This window comes from Kitasatospora sp. NPDC058190 (assembly GCF_042883685.1).
GTDB lineage: Bacteria > Actinomycetota > Actinomycetes > Streptomycetales > Streptomycetaceae > Kitasatospora.
In genome coordinates this window covers 1-18442 of the sequence record NZ_JBHVVI010000090.1, presented here as the reverse complement: position 1 = coordinate 18442, position 18442 = coordinate 1, and the positions used below count along the sequence as shown (strand labels likewise).

Sequence of the window (18442 nt, the reverse complement as noted above, 5' to 3'; positions counted from 1 at the left end):
ATCAGGCGCCGATGGCGTGCAGACCGCCGTCGACGTGGATGATCTCGCCGGTGGTCTTCGGGAACCAGTCCGACAGCAGCGCGACGATGGCGCGGGCGGCCGGCTCCGGGTCGCTCAGGTCCCACTTCAGCGGGGAGCGGTGGTTCCAGGCGTCGGCCAGGTCGGTGAAGCCCGGGATGGACTTGGCGGCCATCGAGCCGAGCGGACCGGCCGAGACCAGGTTGCTGCGGATGTCCCGCTCGCCCAGGTAGCGCGCCAGGTAGCGGCTGGTGGCCTCCAGGGCGGCCTTGGCCGGGCCCATCCAGTCGTAGTGCGGCCAGGCGACCTGGGCGTCGAAGGTCAGGCCGACCACCGAGCCGCCGTCCTGCATCAGCGGCAGCAGCGCCATGGTGAGCGACTTCAGCGAGTACGCCGAGACGTTCATCGCGGTGGCCACGGACTCCCACGGGGTGTCCAGGAAGTTGCCGCCCAGCGCGTCCTGCGGCGCGAAGCCGATCGAGTGGACGATGCCGTCCAGGGTCGGCAGGGTCTCGCGGACCTGGTCGGCGATGCCCGCCAGGTCCTCCGGGCTGGAGACGTCCAGCGACAGCACCTTGACCGGGTGCGGCAGCTTCTTGGCGACCCGCTCGGTCAGGCTCGGGCGCGGGAAGGCGGTGAGGATGATCTCCGCGCCCTGCTCCTGCGCGAGCTTGGCGGTGTGGAAGGCGATGGACGCCTCCGTCAGCACGCCGGTGATCAGGATCCGCTTGCCTTCGAGGATTCCACTCATGATCAGTGACCCATGCCCAATCCGCCGTCGACGGGAATGACGGCTCCGGTGATGTACGCGGCCTCGTCCGACCCGAGGAACCGCACGGTGGAGGCGACCTCGGCGGGCGCCGCGTAGCGGCCCAGCGGCACGCCCGAGACGATCTCCGCGCGGCGCTCGTCGGTGAGCACGGCGGTCATGTCGGTGTCCACGAAGCCGGGGGCCACCACGTTGACGGTGATGTTGCGCGGGCCGAGCTCGCGCGCCAGCGACCGGGCGAAGCCGACCAGGCCGGCCTTGGAGGCGGCGTAGTTGGCCTGGCCCGGCGAGCCGGACAGGCCCACCACGGAGGAGATCAGCACCACGCGGCCCTTCTTCGCGCGCATCATCAGCTTCGAGGCGCGCTTGACCACGCGGAAGGTGCCGGTCAGGTTGGTGTCCAGGACGGAGGTGAAGTCCTCCTCGGACATCCGCAGCAGCAGGGTGTCGTGGGTGATGCCCGCGTTGGCGACGAGCACCTCGACCGCGCCGTGCTTCTGCTCGATCTCGGTGAAGGCGGCGTCGACCTGCGCGGCGTCCGTGATGTCGCAGCGCACCGCAAGGACGTCGTACTTCACCAGAGCCTCGGGCACCTCACCCGAACGGCTGGTGATGGCCACCTTGTCGCCCGCTTCGGCGAAGGCCTGGGCGATCGCGAGGCCGATGCCCCGGTTTCCTCCGGTGACGAGAACCGAGCGGCTCAACGATCCACCTCTCTCTCCCTGTGTGAGCACGTACGTCGGAATGCGTACGCAGTGTGACGCTATCGGGCGCCCGGCGGTGTCGGCGCATCGGGCTCCCACAGCGCCGCACCAAAGGAACTGTCGCAATCCGACAATCCGCACCCCCGGCACCCGGCACCTCCCGCCGACGCCCCGCAGGCCGGGGCGCCGCCGCGATCGGGGCGACTGTGCGGGAACAACACGGACGGGCGCACCCGTTGCCCCCGTGGTGTGGACCGACCGGGACCCCGTACCCTTCCCCGAACAGTCCCGGCGAGGAACGAACGAAGGCAGGGCGCATGACCAAGGCACGGCCCGGGAGCACCCACCGACGCGGACGACTGCTGGCCCTGACCGCCCTGGCGGCGGGCCTGGGCGCCACCGCCTGGTCGCTGCGCGACCTGCCGGCGGCGTTCGGGCGGCGCCCGGACGGCGAGCGCGAGGAGCGGGTGCGCAACTCCCCGCAGTACCGCGACGGCGTCTTCCACAACGCGCCCTCGACCCTCGCCCGCACGGCCGGCGCCCCCGGCGTCGACCCCGCCACCGTCCGCCGGATGGTGTTCGAGCGCACCGGCCGCGTCCCCGCCCACCCGGTGCCCACCGTCCGCCCCGCCGCGACCGGCCCGGCCGCCGAGGGCGTGGAGATCACCTGGTACGGGCACGCCTCCGCGCTGGTGGAGATCGAGGGCTCCCGCGTGCTGCTCGACCCGATCTGGAGCGACCGCTGCTCCCCCTCCGCGCACGTCGGCCCCAAGCGGCTGCACCCGGTGCCGGTCGAGCTGGAGGAGCTGCCGCCGGTCGACGCCGTGCTGATCTCGCACGACCACTACGACCACCTCGACATGGCCACCGTCAAGCGCCTGGTGCGCAGCCAGTCCGCGCCCTTCGCCGTGCCGCTCGGCATCGGCGGCCACCTGCGCCGCTGGGGCGTCCCGGAGCACCGGATCATCGAGCTGGACTGGGACGAGACCTGCACCCTGGGCGAGCTGGTGGTCACCCTCACCTCCGCGCACCACTTCTCCGGCCGCGGCCTGACCCGCAACACCACCCTGTGGGGCTCCTGGGTGATCGCCGGCCCCACCCGCAAGGTCTTCTACACCGGCGACTCCGGCTACTTCGAGGGCTACGGCCGGATCGGGGAACAGCACGGCCCCTTCGACGCCGCGCTGGTGCAGATCGGCGCCTACGACGCGGCCTGGGCGGACATCCACATGACCCCCGAGGACGCCGTCCTCGCCCACCGCGACCTCAACGCCGGGCTGCTGGTGCCGGTCCACTGGTGCACCTTCAACCTGGGCCTGCACCCGTGGGCCGAACCGATCGAGCGACTGCTCAAGGAGGCCAAGGCCCAGGCCGTCCCGCTGGCCGTGCCGCGCCCCGGCGAGCGGGTCGACGTGGACAACCCGCCGGAGCTGGACGGCTGGTGGGAGTCCGTCTCCTGACGGCCCGGTAGGAGACGTCGGCCGAAACCGCGGCGCACGGGTCGAAATGGGCTGGCCGGAAACCCGGTGGACGGGAAATGATTCGGTGCGGGCGCCCCTGTGGGCACCCACACCGTCACCCTCCGCGACCTGGGAGCCCGATTGCCTCCGATCCCTCCGGCCGTCAGCGCCGGCGCCCCGACCGGGCGCGCCGTCGATCCGCTGTTCCTCGCCCTCCCGCTGCGCACCCTGGCCGACGCCGCCCTCACCCGGGCCCGTGAACTCGGCGCGAGCCACGCCGACTTCCGCCTGGAGCGGGTCCGCAGCGCCTCCTGGCGGCTGCGCGACGCCCGCCCGTCCGGCACCTCCGACAGCGTGCAGCTCGGCTTCGCCGTCCGCGTCCTGCTGGACGGCGCCTGGGGCTTCGCCGCCGGGGTGGACCTGACCCCCGCCGCCGCGGCGAAGGTCGCCGCCCAGGCCGTCGCGGTGGCCCGCCTGTCCGGCGGGATCAGCCGGGCGGCCGGCTCCGCCGAGCGGGTCGAGCTGGCCGACGAGCCCGTCCACCGGGACGTCACCTGGGTCTCCGCGTACGAGGTCAACCCCTTCGAGGTGCCGGACGCCGAGAAGACCGCCCTGCTCGCCGAGCGCAGCTCCCGGCTGCTGGCCGCCGAGGGCGTCTCGCACGTCCAGGCGGCCCTGCTGACCGTCCAGGAGAACAAGTTCTACGCGGACACCGCGGGCACCATGACGACCCAGCAGCGGATCCGGCTCCACTCCGACCTGGAGGCCACCTCGGTCGACGAGCGCACCGGCGCCTTCGACTCGATGCGCACCCTGGCCCCGCCGGTCGGCCGCGGCTACGAGCACGTCACCGGCACCGGGTGGGACTGGGACGCGGAGATCGCCGAACTGCCCGTCCTGCTGGCCGAGAAGATGAAGGCCCCGAGCGTCCGGGCGGGCCGCTACGACCTGGTCATCGACCCGTCCAACCTCTGGCTGACGATCCACGAGTCGATCGGCCACGCCACCGAGCTGGACCGCGCGCTCGGCTACGAGGCCGCCTACGCCGGCACCTCCTTCGCCACCTTCGACCAGCTCGGCACGCTCGAGTACGGCTCCGGGCTGATGCACGTCACCGGCGACCGCACCGCCGAGCACGGCCTGTCCACCATCGGCTACGACGACGAGGGCGTGGCCACCCAGTCCTGGGACCTGATCAAGGACGGCGTCCTGGTCGGCTACCAACTCGACCGCGGCATGGCCAAGTTGAAGGGCTTCGAGCGCTCCAACGGCTGCTCCTTCGCGGACTCCCCGGCGCACGTCCCGGTGCAGCGGATGGCCAACGTCTCGCTCCAGCCCGCCGCCGACGGCCCGGACACCGCGGGCCTGTTCGCCGGGGTGGAGAACGGCCTGTACATCGTCGGCGACCGCTCCTGGTCGATCGACATGCAGCGCTACAACTTCCAGTTCACCGGCCAGCGTGCCTACGCCATCAAGAACGGCGAACTCGCGGGCCAGGTCAAGGACTTCGCCTACCAGGCCACCACCACCGACTTCTGGGGCTCGATGGCGGCGGTCGGCGGCCCGCAGACGTACGTCCTCGGTGGCGCCTTCAACTGCGGCAAGGCGCAGCCCGGCCAGGTCGCGGCGGTCAGCCACGGCTGCCCGTCGGCGCTGTTCCGCAACGTCAACGTGCTCAACACCCAGCAGGAGGCGGGTCACTGATGACCGCGATGCAGCCCCACGAACTCGTCGAGCTGGCACTCGGCCTCTCCCGCGCCGACGGCTGCGTGGTGATCGCCGACGAGGAGTCCACCGCCAACCTGCGCTGGGCCGGCAACGCGCTGACCACCAACGGGGTCACCCGCGGCCGCCGCCTCACCGTGATCGCCACCGTGGCCGGCGCCGAGGGCACCGCCTCCGGCGTGGTCTCCCGCGAGGCCGTCACCACCGAGGACGTCGAGGGCCTGGTCCGGGCCGCCGAGGACGCCGCCCTCGCGGCCGGCCCGGCCGAGGACGCCCAGCCGCTGGTCGCCGACCAGCCGCCCTCCCCGCACTTCACCCAGCCGCCCGCGGAGACCTCCATCGAGGTGTTCGACGCCTTCGGCCCGGCCCTCGGCGAAGCCTTCGCCCGCGCCGCCGCGCAGGGCGAGCTGCTGTACGGCTTCGCCCGGCACGAGATCACCACCAGCTACCTGGGCAGCTCCACCGGCCTGCGGCTGCGCCACGACCAGCCCACCGGCATGGTCGAGATCAACGCCAAGACCGCCGACCTGTCCGGCTCGGCCTGGATCGGCGCCGCCACCCGGGACTTCGCCGACATCGACGTCGAGGCCCTGCACACCGAGCTGACCAGGCGCCTCGGCTGGGGCGCCCGCAAGGTCGACCTGCCGGCCGGGCGGTACGAGACGCTGCTGCCGCCCTCGGCCGTCGCCGACCTGATGGTGTACCTCAACTGGTCCTCCGGCGGCCGGGACGCCCACGAGGGCCGGACGGTCTTCTCCAAGCCCGGCGGCGGCACCCGGATCGGCGACAAGCTCGCCGGCCTGCCGCTGACGCTGCGCTCCGACCCGCGCGAGGAGGGCCTGGAGGCCGTCCCGTTCGTGCTGGCGCACAGCAGCGGCGGCGACGTCTCGGTCTTCGACAACGGCGAGCCGATCACCGCCACCGACTGGATCCGCGAGGGCGTGCTGACCGAGCTGATCACCAGCCGCCACGCGGCCGGCCTCACCGGCCTGCCGCTGCGCCCGGCGATCGACAACCTGGTGCTGGAGACGGCCGACCAGGAGTCCGCGCCGACCCTGGACGAGATGATCGCCCGCACCGAGCGCGGCCTGCTGCTCACCTGCCTCTGGTACATCCGCGAGGTGGACCCGGCGACGCTGCTGCTCACCGGCCTCACCCGGGACGGCGTGTACCTGGTGGAGAACGGCGAGGTGGTCGCCGCGGTCAACAACTTCCGGTTCAACGAGTCCCCGGTCGACCTGCTCGGCCGGATCACCGAGGTGGGCCGCACCGAACGCTGCCTGCCGCGCGAGTGGAGCGACTACTTCACCCGCACCGCGATGCCACCCGTGCGTGTCGCGGACTTCAACATGAGTTCGGTCAGCCAGGCCTCTTAGCCACTGACCAACGGGGGGATACGAGAGACATGATGGACGAGAAGCGGCTGGTCAGAACGAGCAAGATGCTGTCGCGCATCCTGCGGCACGAGCCGGAGCTGGTGGGGATCACGCTGGACGGGTCCGGCTGGGTCGGGATCGACGTGCTGCTCGCCGCGCTCGCGGCGAAGGGCAGGCCGGTCACCCGGGCCGAGCTCGACCACGTGGTGGTCACCAACAACAAGCGCCGCTTCGGCTACTCGCCGGACGGTCTCTCGATCCGCGCCAACCAGGGCCACACGGTGGCGGTCGACCTCGGCCTGACCGCCACCGTGCCGCCCCACGTGCTGTACCACGGCACCGCCGACCGCCACCTGGCGTCGATCTTCCGCGAGGGCCTGCGCCCGATGGCCCGCCAGGACGTGCACCTGTCGGCGGACACCGAGACCGCGACCCGGGTCGGCGCCCGGCACGGCCGCCCGGTGGTGCTGACCGTGAACGCGGCCGCGATGGCGGCGGCCGGCCACGAGTTCCGGCTCAGCGAGAACGGCGTCTGGCTCACCGACGCCGTCCCCCCGCAGTACCTCTCCCGCCGCTCCTAGCCGCTCCTGCCGCCGGACGGCTCCCCTATCACGCCCGACCGGGTGGGCCCCGCCCACCCGGTCTCGTCGTCCCCGGCCTCCGGGCGTACCGTGAGGAGGCCGCGCGGCACGGCGCGCGGGTGCGTGGACGAGGGCGGTAGACACATGGGCAAGAGCGCCGACGGCGGGCAGGTCTTCCGGATCACGGGGGCTCGCAGCAGCCTGTCCGAGGACGTCCGGGGGCGTCAGCGCCGCTACGTCATCTCGATGCTGATCCGCACGCTCTGCGTGCTGCTCGCGGTGGTGCTGTGGGACGTCCAGCGGTGGCTGGCGATCGCCGCGCTGGCGGGCGGCGTGCTGCTGCCGTACTTCGCGGTGCTGATCGCCAACGCGGGCCGGGAGCGCGCACCGGGCCTGCCGAGCACCTTCGACATCCCGCACGACACCCCGCTGATGCTCGGCCCCGGTGGTACGGGTGGGGCTGGTGCGCCGGCTGGTACAGGACAGGCAAAGCCCGCTGGCACCGAAGCTTCACAGGGCACGGACTGACCGTCCGCTTCGCGGTGGTTGAAGCGGAATCGCCTCGAGGAAAGCTCAAAAGAAGCTCAGATTAATCATGCAAGACCTCCCCATCCGGGGGTCTCGGCGTGACATACTGCGTACGCGCTCCGCATCCCCCGTCGGAGCGACGGACCGACGCCGGGCGGCTCCCCCCGTGGCTGCCCGGCGTCGCCATGTCCGGATCCGGACGGGCCCGGTCCGATCGCCGGGGGCCCGTGAAAGACTGGCGGCGACGATCAACCCGCCGAGCACCGAGGACGGCCCCGATGGACACCCCGCAGACGCCGATCTGCTCCGCGAAGGGCTGCCGGGCGGACGCCCACTGGGTGCTGGTGTGGAACAACCCCAAGCTGCACACCCCGGACCGCCGCAAGACCTGGCTGGCCTGCGAGGAGCACCGCGAGCACCTGTCCCAGTTCCTGGGCGTGCGCGGCTTCCTCAAGGAGGTCGTCGCCTTCGCCGACTACCCCGGGACTCCCGAGGGGCCCGGGACCGAGCAGTCGGCCTAGCCCCCGATCGCCGACATCGGCCGCTCGGGCTGGTGGAACTCCGGGTCGTCGATCCCGGCCCCGGCCTTCTTGCCCCACATCGCCGCCCGCCACAGCGCGGCCAGCTCCGCGTCGTCCGCGCCCGAGCGCAGCGCGGTGCGCAGGTCGGTCTCCCCGGTCGCGAACAGGCAGTTGCGCACCTGCCCGTCGGCGGTCAGCCGGGTCCGGTCGCAGGCCCGGCAGAACGGCCGGGTGACCGAGGCGATCACGCCGACCCGGCCCGCGCCGCCGTCCACCACCCAGCGCTCGGCGGGCGCCGCGCCCCGGCCCGCGGACGGCTCCGGGGAGAGCGTGAAGCGGGCGCTCAGCAGGTCCAGGATCTCCGCCGCGGTGACCATCGACGAGCGGTCCCAGCCGTGTTGGGCGTCCAGCGGCATCTGCTCGATGAAGCGCAACTCGTAGCCCCGCTCCAGGCACCAGGCCAGCAGGTCGGCCGCCTCATGGTCGTTGACCCCGCGCATCAGCACCGCGTTCAGCTTCACCGGGGTCAGCCCGGCCGCCTCGGCCGCGGCCAACCCGTCCAGCACGTCCTGGTGGCGCCGGCGGCGGGTGAGCGTGTGGAACACCTCGGGGTCGAGGGTGTCCAGCGAGACGTTGACCCGGTCGAGCCCGGCCTCGCGCAGCGCGGTCGCGGTGCGGGCCAGTCCGATGCCGTTGGTGGTCAGGGACAGCTCGGGGCGCGGCTCCAGCTCCGAGCAGGCGGCCACGATGGCGACCAGTCCGGGGCGCAGCAGCGGCTCGCCGCCGGTGAAGCGGACCTCGCGCACACCCAGGTCCCGGACGGCCAGGGCGACCAGCCGGACGATCTCCTCGTCGCTCAGCAGGTCGGGCTTGGCCAGCCACTGCAGGCCTTCCTCCGGCATGCAGTAGGTGCAGCGGAGGTTGCACCTGTCGGTCAGGGAGACCCGCAGGTCGACGGCCTGTCGTCCGAAGGTGTCGAGCAGCACGTGCGTCCCTTCCCGAAATGCGGCCGGCCCGGCCACCGTCGCGGCGGGGGCCGGGCCAGCATAGTCATCGCGGGACGATCAGTGGGCGCCCAGCCCGGTCAGTGAGCGGACCTCCAGTTCAGCGTACTTCGCCGGGTCGGGACGCTCCTTGGACAGCAGGGTGCCGAGCCAGCCGGCCAGGAAGCCGATCGGGATGGAGACCAGGCCGGGGTTCTCCAGCGGGAACCAGTGGAAGTCGACGCCCTGGAAGAGCGAGCTCTTGCCCCCGGACAGGACCGGGGAGAAGACCACCAGCACCACCGAGGAGATCAGCCCGGCGTAGACCGAGCTGACCGCGCCGACGGTGGTGAAGCGCTTCCAGTAGAGCGAGTAGAGCAGGGTCGGCAGGTTCGCCGAGGCGGCCACCGCGAAGGCCAGCGCCACCAGGGCGGCGGTGCTGAGCTTGCCCGCGTAGAGGCTGAGCACGACGGCGATCGCGCCGATCACCACCGCGGCCCACTTCGCCGATCGCACCTCCTCCTTCTCGCTCGCCTTCCCGCGCCGGATCACGTTGGCGTACAGGTCATGGGCGAAGGAGGCCGAGGAGGCGAGGGTGAGCCCGGCCACCACGGCGAGGATGGTGGCGAAGGCGACCGCCGAGATCACCGCGAGCATGATCGCGCCGCCGGTGGTGCCGGACCCACCGCCGAGCTGCTCGGCGAGCAGCGGCGCCGCGGTGTTCCCGGACGGCGTCTTGCCCTCGACGGCCACCATGCCGCTGCGGCCGACCAGGGCCGCCGCACCGAAGCCGAGCGCCAGGGTCATCAGGTAGAAGACGCCGATGATGCCGATCGCCCAGAGCACCGATTTGCGGGCAGCCTTGGCGGTGGGGACGGTGTAGAAGCGGACCAGGATGTGCGGCAGACCGGCGGTGCCGAGCACCAACGCGACCCCCAGGCTGATGAAGTCGAGCTTGGAGGTGTTGCTGGCCCCGTACTTCAGCCCGGGTTCGAGGAACGCCGATCCCTTGCCGCTCGCGGAGGCGGCCGCGCCGAGCAGCTCCGAGGGGTTGAAGTGGTACTTGGCGAGCACCAGGACGGTCATCAGCGCCGCGCCGACGATCAGCAGCACCGCCTTGACGATCTGCACCCAGGTGGTGCCCTTCATGCCCCCTATCACCACGTAGATGATCATCAGTGCGCCCACCGCGAGGATGGTCCAGCGCTTGGCCCCCTCCCCGGTGACCCCCAGCAGCAGGGCCACCAGCGCCCCGGCGCCGACCATCTGGGCCAGCAGGTAGAAGATCGACACCACGATGGTGGACACCCCGGCCGCGGTGCGCACCGGGCGCTGGCGCATCCGGAAGGCGAGCACGTCCGCCATGGTGAAGCGGCCGGAGTTGCGCAGCGGCTCGGCGATCAGCAACAGCGCGACCAGCCAGGCGACCAGGAAGCCGATCGAGTAGAGGAAGCCGTCGTACCCGGCCAGGGCGATGGTGCCGGCGATGCCCAGGAAGGACGCGGCGGACATGTAGTCGCCGGAGATCGCCAGGCCGTTCTGGAAGCCGGTGAAGCCGCGGCCGCCGGCGTAGAAGTCGGCGGCGCTGCGGTTCTGCCGCCCGGCCCAGACGGTGATGACCAGGGTGGCCACCACGAAGAGCCCGAACAGGGCCATCGTCAGGCCGCGGTGCTCCGTGGCGGAGCTGGCGAGCACGATCATTCGGCGGACTCCCGGGGAGCGTGGACGACGGCACCGTGGGCCTCGCGGATCGCGGCGGCAGGCGGGTCGATCCGCCGGTCCGCGTAGCGGGCGTACCAGGCGGCGATGGCGAAGGTGGTGGCGAACTGCAGCAGCCCGAGCACCAGGGCCACGTTGATGTGCCCGACGACCTTGGTGCCCATCAGTCCGGGTGCGTAGCAGGAGAGCAGGACGTAGAGCAGGTACCAGAGCACGAAGCCGATGGTGACCGGGAAGGCGAAGCTCCGGAACGAGCGCCGGAGGGTACGGAACTCCTCGCTGTCGTCGATGAGTTGGACTTCCGTGGCGGTAGTGGTGATCGGCGGCGAATCCACTCTCTCTCCTCACTCCTTCGGCGTAGCGGTCACACGAGGGGAATGAACGAACGTGAGGGGCGTCACATGTCTCGTGCGCGCCGCGCAATGCTAGGAGCGTCGCGCCCGCCCCGAAAGGGGTTCACATCGATGAGTCAGTCGTTCACCCCCTCGCACTATCCATTTGACCGAAAAGAAACCGTTCGGACGGCCCGTGCCGGATCTTCACAACCCGCTCGATAGCGAAGGATTCGTGGTGGTAGCCTCCTGCCACTCATGCGATCTTCATGACGTCACACTTTGCGAGCGCGCCCATCCAACAGCCGTCGAACCGTCAGTTTTCGGACGCTTTCGAACGAGCCGGGCCTCGCCGTTTCAGGGGGACATCCATCACTGTGAACCGCAGATCCCGTCCGGCGCGGCTGTTCGTGCTGCCGCTCCTGGCATCCGCCCTCGCGCTCGCCGGCCCGCTTCCCGCGGCGTCCGCCGCGCCGGCCGCGCCCGCCGCCGACCCGGCCTTCCTGCCCGAACTCGTCGTCCCGGGGCAGCCGTTGCCCCAGCCGCGGACCGAGGAACTGCTCGGCGCGGGCGCCCAGGGCTTCCTGCACAGTACGCGCGACAACCGCTATGCCTGGACCAGGTACGACACCGGCGTCACCACGTACGTCAGCGAATTCTCCAGCGCGTACGACTTCAATACGGTCACCTGGCACGGCACGAGCAGCGACCTCATCATCAAGTCCGTTCCGAGGACGGACAGTCTGGACTGGGTCCTCCAGGACTCCGCCGCCGGCACCACTGCCACGGTGAACTCGCCGCGCACGGACTCCCCCGCAGGCGTGTACGGGGACGTCCTGCTCACTCAGACCCTCGTGCCGGAGTCCCCCGGAAGCTCGTCGCTGAAGATCAGCGGCCTGACCTTCCGGCGAGCGGACGCCTCGGGCGCCACCGTCTCCGTCCCGGTCACCGGCTGGCCCGACGCCGCGGGCGCCCCCGGGCGGATCCGCTTCCTCGGCGGTGATGCCAAGGAGGCCGCCTTCGGCTTCAACGACGCTGCAGGCCAGTTCCGCATCGCGCTCGCCGACACCCACACCGGCGCCCTGCGGGTCTCCCCGCCGGAGCATGCCACGGACCCGGCCGTCTCCTGGTGCCCGGGCGCGAGCGCGGTCGGCACCGACCGGATCGCGTGGATCGCGAACGACTGCAACGCCCACGTTCTCTCGCGCGCCGATCTCTCGGCCGCCGAGACGATGGTGCCCTTCGGCGCCACCAACAAGCCGGATGCTCTCGGCCTCACCGGCGACTGGCTGCTGAGCGTCGCTCACCCGGATGGCGGGACCAACTCCCCGACCCCGGGCCAGAAGGAGCTCAAGGCAAGCCTGCTCACCTCGGGCGGGGCCACGGTGACGCTGCTGTCGCACGCCTCGACAACCATGGTCCAGGCCCCGGACGGCAGCGTCGTGATCGAGGGCGGCGAGAACTCCTCCGACTGGCGGGTCCGCCGAGTCACCGGCGTCGGCGGTGCCCCGGCCTCGGTCGCCACCACCGGCTACCGGGTCGAGCCGGACGCCTACACCATCGTCACCGAGTCCCTGTCGGAGAACGTGCTCACCACCGCCGAGAGCGGTAGCACCGTCGATCAGGGCTTCGCTCAGCGCCAGGTCACCCTCGGCGCCGCGCCCGCCGTCGGGGCGCGCACCTCCATCGGCACCGACCTGTACCCGGACCCGTCCCAGCTCTGCATGGCGGGCTCCAACCGGTGCAACACCATGGTGGGGACCGGCGACGGCCGGATCATCCATCCCGGCACCCGCGGCACCGGCCTGATCGTTCGCCAGGGCCGGAACGCCAAGGCCGTCCCCCTGCCCCAGGGCCTGCCCGCGGCGGACCTCACGGAGGCCAGCGGCCGCTACGTCCTGGTCAACACGTCGACCTACCAGCACCCCGGCCAGGTCGTGCTCGACCTCGACGCGCCGACGCCCGGCACCCAGGTTGCCGCGACGAGCAGCTACGTGGCCACGGTCGACGCGGGAACGCTCTACTCTCCCGGTGCCAACCCGGGTGAGATCACCGCCCTCGACCTGGCGACCCAGCAGTCCCGGACCCTCCAGATCGGCAAGGCCTGCCAGGTCACCAACCTCAAGTCCTCCCGTGGCTGGCTGTACTGGAACTGCGGCACCCAGCGGCTCGCCGGCGTCCTCCGTCCGGCCACCGGCACCGCCATCGACGTGGCGTCGGGCGCCGCCGCCATGGGTGACGGGTTCCTGCTCTACACCGACACCAACAGCTACAGCCAGGTGGTGGACTTCCACACCGGCACCCCGGTCACGAGCAACATCAAGACCAACCTCCGCGGTGACGGTCTCTGGGGCCCGTGGAGCGTCGACCGCTTCGGCAGCGGCCTGGTGTACACCGACCAGCTCAGCAACATCCACCTGATCTCCGTCACCGCCCCCGCGCAGGGCACCACCTTCACCTCGGTGAGCCCGGACCGGCTGCTCGACACCCGCTCCGCCATCGGCCAGCCGACCACCGACAAGGTCCCCGGCCGTAGCACCGTCAGCCTCCAGGTCGCCGGACGCTCCGGCGTCCCGCTGGGCGCCAAGGCCGTCGTCCTCAACGTGACCGCGACCGAGACCGACGGCGGCGGACACCTCACCGCCTGGGCCGACGGCTCCCCGCAGCCCACCTCCAGCAACCTCAACTGGACCGCACCCGGCGTCACCACCCCCAACCTCGTCGTCGTCCCCCTCGGCCCCGACGGCAAGGTCAACCTCTTCAACGGCTCCTGGAGCCCCACCCACCTGATCGCCGACGTCTTCGGCTACTACACCGACAGCCTCTCCGGCTCGACGTACACCGCCGTCAGCCCGGACCGGCTGCTCGACACCCGCTCCGCCATCGGCCAGCCCACCACCGACAAGGTCCCCGGCCGTAGCACCGTCAGCCTCCAGGTCGCCGGACGCTCCGGCGTCCCGCAGGGCGCCAAGGCCGTCGTCCTCAACGTGACCGCGACCGAGACCGACGGCGGCGGACACCTCACCGCCTGGGCCGGCGGCTCCCCGCAGCCCACCTCCAGCAACCTCAACTGGACCACCAGCGGCGTCACCACCCCCAACCTCGTCGTCGTCCCCCTCGGACCCGACGGCACGGTCAACCTCTTCAACGGCTCCTGGAACACCACCCACCTCATCGCCGACGTCTTCGGCTACTACACCGGCGACACCAGCGGCTCCACCTTCTCCCCTGTCAGCCCGGACCGGCTGCTCGACACCCGCTCCGCCATCGGCCAGCCCACCAGCGACAAGGTCCCCGGCCGTAGCACCGTCAGCCTCCAGGTCGCCGGACGCTCCGGCGTCCCGCAGGGCGCCAAGGCCGTCGTCCTCAACGTGACCGCGACCGAGACCGACGGCGGCGGACACCTCACCGCCTGGGCCGGCGGCTCCCCGCAGCCCACCTCCAGCAACCTCAACTGGACCACCAGCGGCGTCACCACCCCCAACCTCGTCGTCGTCCCCCTCGGACCCGACGGCACGGTCAACCTCTTCAACGGCTCCTGGAACACCACCCACCTCATCGCCGACGTCTTCGGCTACTACGTCTGACCCCGGTAACCCGAGCACCAACGAACACTGGCCTGTGCCGCACCCCGTCAAGGGGGCGGCACAGGCCAGTGCCGTGAGATCAGCGCGTCAACGCACCGGCGCGTCAACGCGTCAGAACGCGATCCGGACCTTCAGCGCCGAGCGGTCGTCCATCGCCCGGTAGCCGTCCGGCACGCCGTCCAGGTCGACCGTGCGGTCGAACACGAGCCCGGGCTCGATGGCCCCGGAGAGCACGTCCGGCAGCAGCTCGGGGATGTACGCGCGGGCCGGCGCGACACCGCCGTTCAGCGAAACGTTTCGGCCGAACATCTGGCCGATGTCGACGCCCGCGCTGCCGCCGTGCGGCACGCCCACGTAGCCGACCGCGCCGCCGTCGCGGGCGATCGAGATCGCCGTCCGCATCGACTCCTCGGTGCCGACCGCCTCCAGCACGGCGTGCGCGCCCAGGCCGCCGGTCAGCTCCTTCACGGCCTCGACGGCGGCGTCACCGCGCTCGGCCACCACGTCGGTCGCCCCGAAGCGGCGGGCCAGCTCGGTCCGGGCGGGGTGGCGGCCCAGTGCGATGATCCGGCCCGCGCCCAGCCGGTGCGCCGCCAGCACGCCACACAGGCCCACCGCGCCGTCACCGACCACCGCGACCGTCGCCCCCGGACGCACCCGCGCCGAGACCGCCGCGTGGTGCCCGGTGGACATCACATCGGACAGCGCCAGCAGCCCCGGCAGTAGCTTCTCGTCGCCCGCCGCCTCCTTCGGCAGCTTCACCAGCGTCCCGTCCGCGAACGGCACCCGCACCGCCTCGCCCTGGCCGCCGTCCGAACCGACCTGCCCCCAGAACCCCCCGTGCGGGCAGGAGGTCTGCAGCCCCTCCCGACAGAACTCACAGACCCCGTCCGACCAGACGAAGGGCGCCACCACGAGATCGCCCTTGCCGAAGCCGCGGACCTCGGTGCCGACCTCCTCGACCACGCCCAGGAACTCGTGCCCGATCCGCTGCCCGGCCACCCGCTCCGCCACCCCGCGGTAGGCCCACAGGTCGCTGCCGCAGATGCAGGCGTTCAGCACCCGGACCACGACGTCCGTCGGGTGCTGGATCACCGGGTCCGGTACCTCCTCGATCCGGATGTCGTTGGGTCCGTGGATCACGGTGGCGCGCATGCGTTCTTCCTCACACAAGCCCGGCCCGCGGGCCGGAAACGATCTCGACCAGGTGTACGACACCCCCGCCGACCACTCTATTCCGGCTCCCCGGTCACAACATTCCGACCGGCGTCGACCACCGCGCCCCTTATCCTGTTGGACCATGCAACCGATCCAGCCCGAGACGTACGGCGCGCCGCGGACCGCCCCGGTCCCCGCCCAGCGCTCCGCCGCCCCCGCCGAGGGCTTCGCGGTCGTCGACGTCGAGACCACCGGTCTCGGCCGCTCCGACCGCGTCATCTCGGCGGGCGTCTACCAGCTGGACCCGGACGGTGAGGTCACCGACCACTGGTACACCCTGGTCAACCCCGAGCGGGACCCGGGCCCGGTGTGGATCCACGGCCTCACCGCCGAGCTGCTCTCCGGCGCCCCGACCTTCCCCGAGATCGCCGACGAGTTCGCCACCCGCCTGGAGAACCGGGTCCTGGTCGCCCACAACGCGCTCTTCGACTGGAACATGATCTCCCGCGAGTTCTCCCGGGCCGGCCGCCGCGCCCCGGTCGAGCAGCGGCTGTGCACCATGGTCCTCTCCCGCGACCTGCGCCTGCCCCTGCCCAACGGCAAGCTCTCCTCGCTCGCCGCCCACTTCGGCGTCCAGCAGCGCCACGCCCACAACGCCCTGGACGACGCCCGGGTGCTCGCCGAGGCCTTCCGCCCCAGCCTGCACCTGGCCCGCAGCTCCGGCCTCGCACTGCCGCTGCAGACCTGCGTCGCGGTCACCGACCTCGGCGAGGACGAGCCCGCCACCCCCGGTCGCGCCAACTGGACCGGCTCCCAGTACCGCCAGGCCAAGAAGCGCCCGCCCTGCCCGCACCCCAACCCGGGGCGCTGGGAGGACGGCAAGCCCCTGGTCCAGGGCATGCGGGTGGCCTTCACCGGCGACACCGCCACCGACCGCGAGGTGCTGGAGGACCGCACCGTCGAGGCCGGCCTGCACATCGCCACCTCGGTGAGCCGGCTCACCAGCCTGCTGGTCACCAACGAGCCGAGCAGCTGGAGCGGCAAGGCCCGCAAGGCCCGCGAGGTCGGCACCCCGGTGGTCAGCGAGGACGCCTACCTCCAGCTGCTGCGCGAGGTCGCCCCGCACCCCGGTGCGTGAGCCGGTTGTGAGGTCGGCGTACGGTTCCCATGTGTACCGTTTTCTGCTGACCCGGCAGTGGCTGATCACCATGCTGATCGCGCTGCTGCTGATCCCCGCGACGATCAAGCTGGGCTTCTGGCAGCTGCACCGCCACGAGGCGCGGGTGGCCCGGAACGAGCTGATCGGCAAGGCCCTCACCGCCTCGCCCGAGCCCTTCGACACCCTGTCGCCGACCCCCGGCGCCGCGGTGCCCACGGACCTCACCTGGCGCGCGGTGACGGCCACCGGGCAGTACGACCCGGCGCACGAGTTCGTGGTCCGCAAGCGGACCGACTCCAACGGGACCATCGGCTACTTCGTCGTCACCCCGCTGAAGCTCTCCGACGGCAAGGGCACCGTCCTGGTCAACCGCGGCTGGGTCGCCTCCGGCGACGGCGCCACCGAGTACCCGCCCGTCCCGGCCGCCCCCACCGGCGAGGTCACCCTCACCGGCCGCCTGCGCTCCGACGAGACCGCCGGCAGCAGCGGCGGTTTCGTCAAGGACCGGGCCGGCCTGCCCGCCCGCCAGTTCAACCTGATCAACACCGAGCAGCAGTCCAAGGAGACCGGCACCACCCTGCTCGGCGGCTACCTCGAACTCACCGGTACCACCCCGGCCCCGGCCGACCAGCCCGAGCTGATCCCCGAGCCCGACCACTCCGACATCGGCCCGCACATGGCCTACGCCATCCAGTGGTGGCTGTTCACCGCGATGATCCCGGTCGGCGTCTGGATCCTCATCCGCCGCGAGGCCAAGGACCGCGCCAAGCAGGCGGCCGAACCCGAGGTCCCCCTCGACGCCCTCCCGGCCTAGAGCACGTCCTCCAACTCCCGCAACAACCGCGCCTTCGCCCGCGCCCCCACCACCGACCGCACCGGCTGCCCACCCCGGAACACCATCAGCGTCGGCATCGACAGCACCCCGTACGCCGCCTGTGTACGGGGATTCCTGTCCACATCGACACTCACCACCCGCAGCCGGTGCGCCTCCTCCCGCGCGACGTCCGCCAGCACCGGCGCCATCATCCGGCACGGCGGGCACCAGTCCGCCGTGAAGTCCACCAGCACCGGCCCCTCCGCCGCCAGCACCTCCGAGGCGAACGTCTCGTCCGTCACCGCCGGCACACCCGCGATCTCCACCATCGCCTACTCCTTCGTCAGTTCACACCGTGGCGGCTGCCCGGAAACCGCGAGCTCGTCCCGCGCCCGCACCGCCCGCTCGAACTGCCCGGCCACCTGCTGCCGGACGTCCCGCAACCTCGCGATGCAGTCGTCCAACTCGGCCAGCTTCCGCCGGTACACCTCCAGCGAATCTGGACACGAGTCGCCCTCCGGGTGCCCCGCCCGCAGACACTCCACGAACGGCCGGGTCTCCTCCAACCCGAACCCGAAGTCCTGCAGCATCCGGATCTCCCGCAACAGCCGCAGATCCCCCTCGTCGTACGCCCGGTACCCGTTGCCCGCCCGCCGAGCCGGCAACAACCCCAACTGCTCGTAGTACCGCAACGCCCGCGTGGTCGTCCCCGCCCGCTCCGCCAACTCCCCGATCCGCACGCCGAACCACTCCTCCCGTACAGCCGCAACGACCGTAATCCTTGCCCCCGACGTCAACGCCAGCCGGCGCCCGACCACCACCCAAGAAAACAGCCCGCACCACCCCCACACCCGCACCACCCCACCCACCCCCACCACCCCTCACCCCTCCCCTCCCTCTGGCGAGAGGGACGCGCTGCGGGAGGGGGCGGCGCAGGGGGTGGCCCGGAGAGGGGCGTGACGGGTGATTTTCAGACTGCCACCGCACCCCACGCCCCACCCCACCGAA

The 18442-nt window shown here is 71.9% G+C and carries 17 protein-coding genes; 9 read left to right on the top strand and 8 right to left on the bottom strand.

The window, feature by feature from the left end:
* Nucleotide 1: 1 nt before the first annotated feature.
* Both fabI and fabG read right to left on the bottom strand, forming a co-directional pair.
* Nucleotides 2-769, bottom strand: a complete 768-nt coding sequence (fabI, locus tag ACFVWU_RS32260; RefSeq protein WP_387627482.1) for an enoyl-ACP reductase FabI — start codon at nt 767-769, stop codon at nt 2-4.
* A gap of 2 nt (nt 770-771) precedes the next feature.
* Nucleotides 772-1491, bottom strand: coding sequence for a 3-oxoacyl-[acyl-carrier-protein] reductase (gene fabG, locus ACFVWU_RS32255; RefSeq protein ID WP_387627481.1), 720 nt, complete (start codon nt 1489-1491; stop codon nt 772-774).
* Nucleotides 1492-1808: 317 nt separating this feature from the next.
* Here fabG and ACFVWU_RS32250 point away from each other — a divergent pair, with 317 nt between their 5' ends.
* The 6 genes from ACFVWU_RS32250 to ACFVWU_RS32225 all read left to right on the top strand — a co-directional run bounded on the left by ACFVWU_RS32250 (nt 1809) and on the right by ACFVWU_RS32225 (nt 7682).
* Nucleotides 1809-2951 carry an MBL fold metallo-hydrolase gene (locus ACFVWU_RS32250; protein ID WP_387627479.1) on the top strand — a complete coding sequence of 381 codons (1143 nt, stop codon included), beginning with the start codon at nt 1809-1811 and terminating at the stop codon, nt 2949-2951.
* A 141-nt stretch (nt 2952-3092) separates the two neighbouring features.
* Nucleotides 3093-4655 carry a TldD/PmbA family protein gene (locus ACFVWU_RS32245; RefSeq protein WP_387627478.1) on the top strand — a complete coding sequence of 521 codons (1563 nt, stop codon included), beginning with the start codon at nt 3093-3095 and terminating at the stop codon, nt 4653-4655.
* Nucleotides 4655-6052 (top strand): metallopeptidase TldD-related protein, encoded by a 1398-nt coding sequence (locus ACFVWU_RS32240; protein ID WP_387627477.1) that lies wholly within the window; start codon nt 4655-4657, stop codon nt 6050-6052. The genes ACFVWU_RS32245 and ACFVWU_RS32240 overlap by 1 nt, the downstream gene beginning before the upstream one ends.
* Nucleotides 6053-6084: 32 nt before the next feature.
* Nucleotides 6085-6633: an RNA 2'-phosphotransferase gene (locus tag ACFVWU_RS32235; protein WP_387627509.1), complete on the top strand. Its 549-nt coding sequence runs from the start codon at nt 6085-6087 to the stop codon at nt 6631-6633.
* Between the two features lie 144 nt (nt 6634-6777).
* On the top strand, nt 6778-7161 hold the full coding sequence (locus ACFVWU_RS32230; RefSeq protein ID WP_387627475.1) for a DUF3099 domain-containing protein: 384 nt from the start codon (nt 6778-6780) through the stop codon (nt 7159-7161).
* Nucleotides 7162-7439: 278 nt separating this feature from the next.
* Complete coding sequence (locus ACFVWU_RS32225; RefSeq protein ID WP_387627474.1) at nt 7440-7682, top strand: hypothetical protein; 243 nt, start codon at nt 7440-7442, stop codon at nt 7680-7682.
* Here the strand turns inward: ACFVWU_RS32225 and moaA are convergent.
* The 3 genes from moaA to ACFVWU_RS32210 form a co-directional block, all read right to left on the bottom strand.
* Nucleotides 7679-8668, bottom strand: coding sequence for a GTP 3',8-cyclase MoaA (gene moaA / locus ACFVWU_RS32220; RefSeq protein ID WP_387627472.1), 990 nt, complete (start codon nt 8666-8668; stop codon nt 7679-7681). The two genes, ACFVWU_RS32225 and moaA, sit on opposite strands and share 4 nt — an antisense overlap.
* A 78-nt stretch (nt 8669-8746) precedes the next feature.
* Nucleotides 8747-10366: a cation acetate symporter gene (locus ACFVWU_RS32215; RefSeq protein ID WP_387627470.1), complete on the bottom strand. Its 1620-nt coding sequence runs from the start codon at nt 10364-10366 to the stop codon at nt 8747-8749.
* Nucleotides 10363-10719 (bottom strand): DUF485 domain-containing protein, encoded by a 357-nt coding sequence (locus tag ACFVWU_RS32210; protein ID WP_387627469.1) that lies wholly within the window; start codon nt 10717-10719, stop codon nt 10363-10365. The genes ACFVWU_RS32215 and ACFVWU_RS32210 overlap by 4 nt, the downstream gene beginning before the upstream one ends.
* A 374-nt stretch (nt 10720-11093) precedes the next feature.
* Here ACFVWU_RS32210 and ACFVWU_RS32205 point away from each other — a divergent pair, with 374 nt between their 5' ends.
* Entirely contained in the window at nt 11094-14303 is a 3210-nt protein-coding gene (locus tag ACFVWU_RS32205; protein ID WP_387627467.1) for a hypothetical protein, read from the top strand.
* A gap of 111 nt (nt 14304-14414) precedes the next feature.
* Here ACFVWU_RS32205 and ACFVWU_RS32200 read toward each other — a convergent pair whose 3' ends face one another.
* A complete protein-coding gene (locus ACFVWU_RS32200; RefSeq protein WP_387627466.1) occupies nt 14415-15458 on the bottom strand; it encodes a zinc-dependent alcohol dehydrogenase family protein in 1044 nt (347 codons plus the stop codon).
* A gap of 145 nt (nt 15459-15603) precedes the next feature.
* On the opposite strand from ACFVWU_RS32200, the gene ACFVWU_RS32195 reads away from it, so the two are divergent.
* Together ACFVWU_RS32195 and ACFVWU_RS32190 are read left to right on the top strand one after the other, a co-directional pair.
* A complete protein-coding gene (locus ACFVWU_RS32195; RefSeq protein WP_387627465.1) occupies nt 15604-16599 on the top strand; it encodes a DEDDh family exonuclease in 996 nt (331 codons plus the stop codon).
* A gap of 31 nt (nt 16600-16630) precedes the next feature.
* Nucleotides 16631-17434 (top strand): SURF1 family protein, encoded by an 804-nt coding sequence (locus ACFVWU_RS32190; protein ID WP_387627463.1) that lies wholly within the window; start codon nt 16631-16633, stop codon nt 17432-17434.
* On the opposite strand, the gene trxA is transcribed toward ACFVWU_RS32190, so the two are convergent.
* The gene (gene trxA / locus ACFVWU_RS32185; protein WP_387627461.1) at nt 17431-17763 is read right to left on the bottom strand and encodes a thioredoxin; all 333 of its coding nucleotides are present in this window, start codon (nt 17761-17763) and stop codon (nt 17431-17433) included. The genes ACFVWU_RS32190 and trxA overlap by 4 nt on opposite strands.
* Nucleotides 17764-17766: 3 nt before the next feature.
* A complete protein-coding gene (locus ACFVWU_RS32180) occupies nt 17767-18174 on the bottom strand; it encodes a MerR family transcriptional regulator (RefSeq protein WP_387627508.1) in 408 nt (135 codons plus the stop codon).
* Nucleotides 18175-18442: the final 268 nt, after the last annotated feature.

What these genes read in the sequence shown, in the direction of transcription:
- ACFVWU_RS32235 (WP_387627509.1), top strand. Translation starts at nt 6,085, where the DNA reads ATGGACGAGAAGCGGCTGGTCAGAACGAGCAAGATGCTGTCGCGCATC.
- ACFVWU_RS32200 (WP_387627466.1), bottom strand. Translation starts at nt 15,458, where the DNA reads ATGCGCGCCACCGTGATCCACGGACCCAACGACATCCGGATCGAGGAG.
- fabI (WP_387627482.1), bottom strand. Translation starts at nt 769, where the DNA reads ATGAGTGGAATCCTCGAAGGCAAGCGGATCCTGATCACCGGCGTGCTG.
- ACFVWU_RS32215 (WP_387627470.1), bottom strand. Translation starts at nt 10,366, where the DNA reads ATGATCGTGCTCGCCAGCTCCGCCACGGAGCACCGCGGCCTGACGATG.
- ACFVWU_RS32240 (WP_387627477.1), top strand. Translation starts at nt 4,655, where the DNA reads ATGACCGCGATGCAGCCCCACGAACTCGTCGAGCTGGCACTCGGCCTC.
- ACFVWU_RS32195 (WP_387627465.1), top strand. Translation starts at nt 15,604, where the DNA reads ATGCAACCGATCCAGCCCGAGACGTACGGCGCGCCGCGGACCGCCCCG.
- ACFVWU_RS32225 (WP_387627474.1), top strand. Translation starts at nt 7,440, where the DNA reads ATGGACACCCCGCAGACGCCGATCTGCTCCGCGAAGGGCTGCCGGGCG.
- ACFVWU_RS32250 (WP_387627479.1), top strand. Translation starts at nt 1,809, where the DNA reads ATGACCAAGGCACGGCCCGGGAGCACCCACCGACGCGGACGACTGCTG.
- ACFVWU_RS32230 (WP_387627475.1), top strand. Translation starts at nt 6,778, where the DNA reads ATGGGCAAGAGCGCCGACGGCGGGCAGGTCTTCCGGATCACGGGGGCT.
- trxA (WP_387627461.1), bottom strand. Translation starts at nt 17,763, where the DNA reads ATGGTGGAGATCGCGGGTGTGCCGGCGGTGACGGACGAGACGTTCGCC.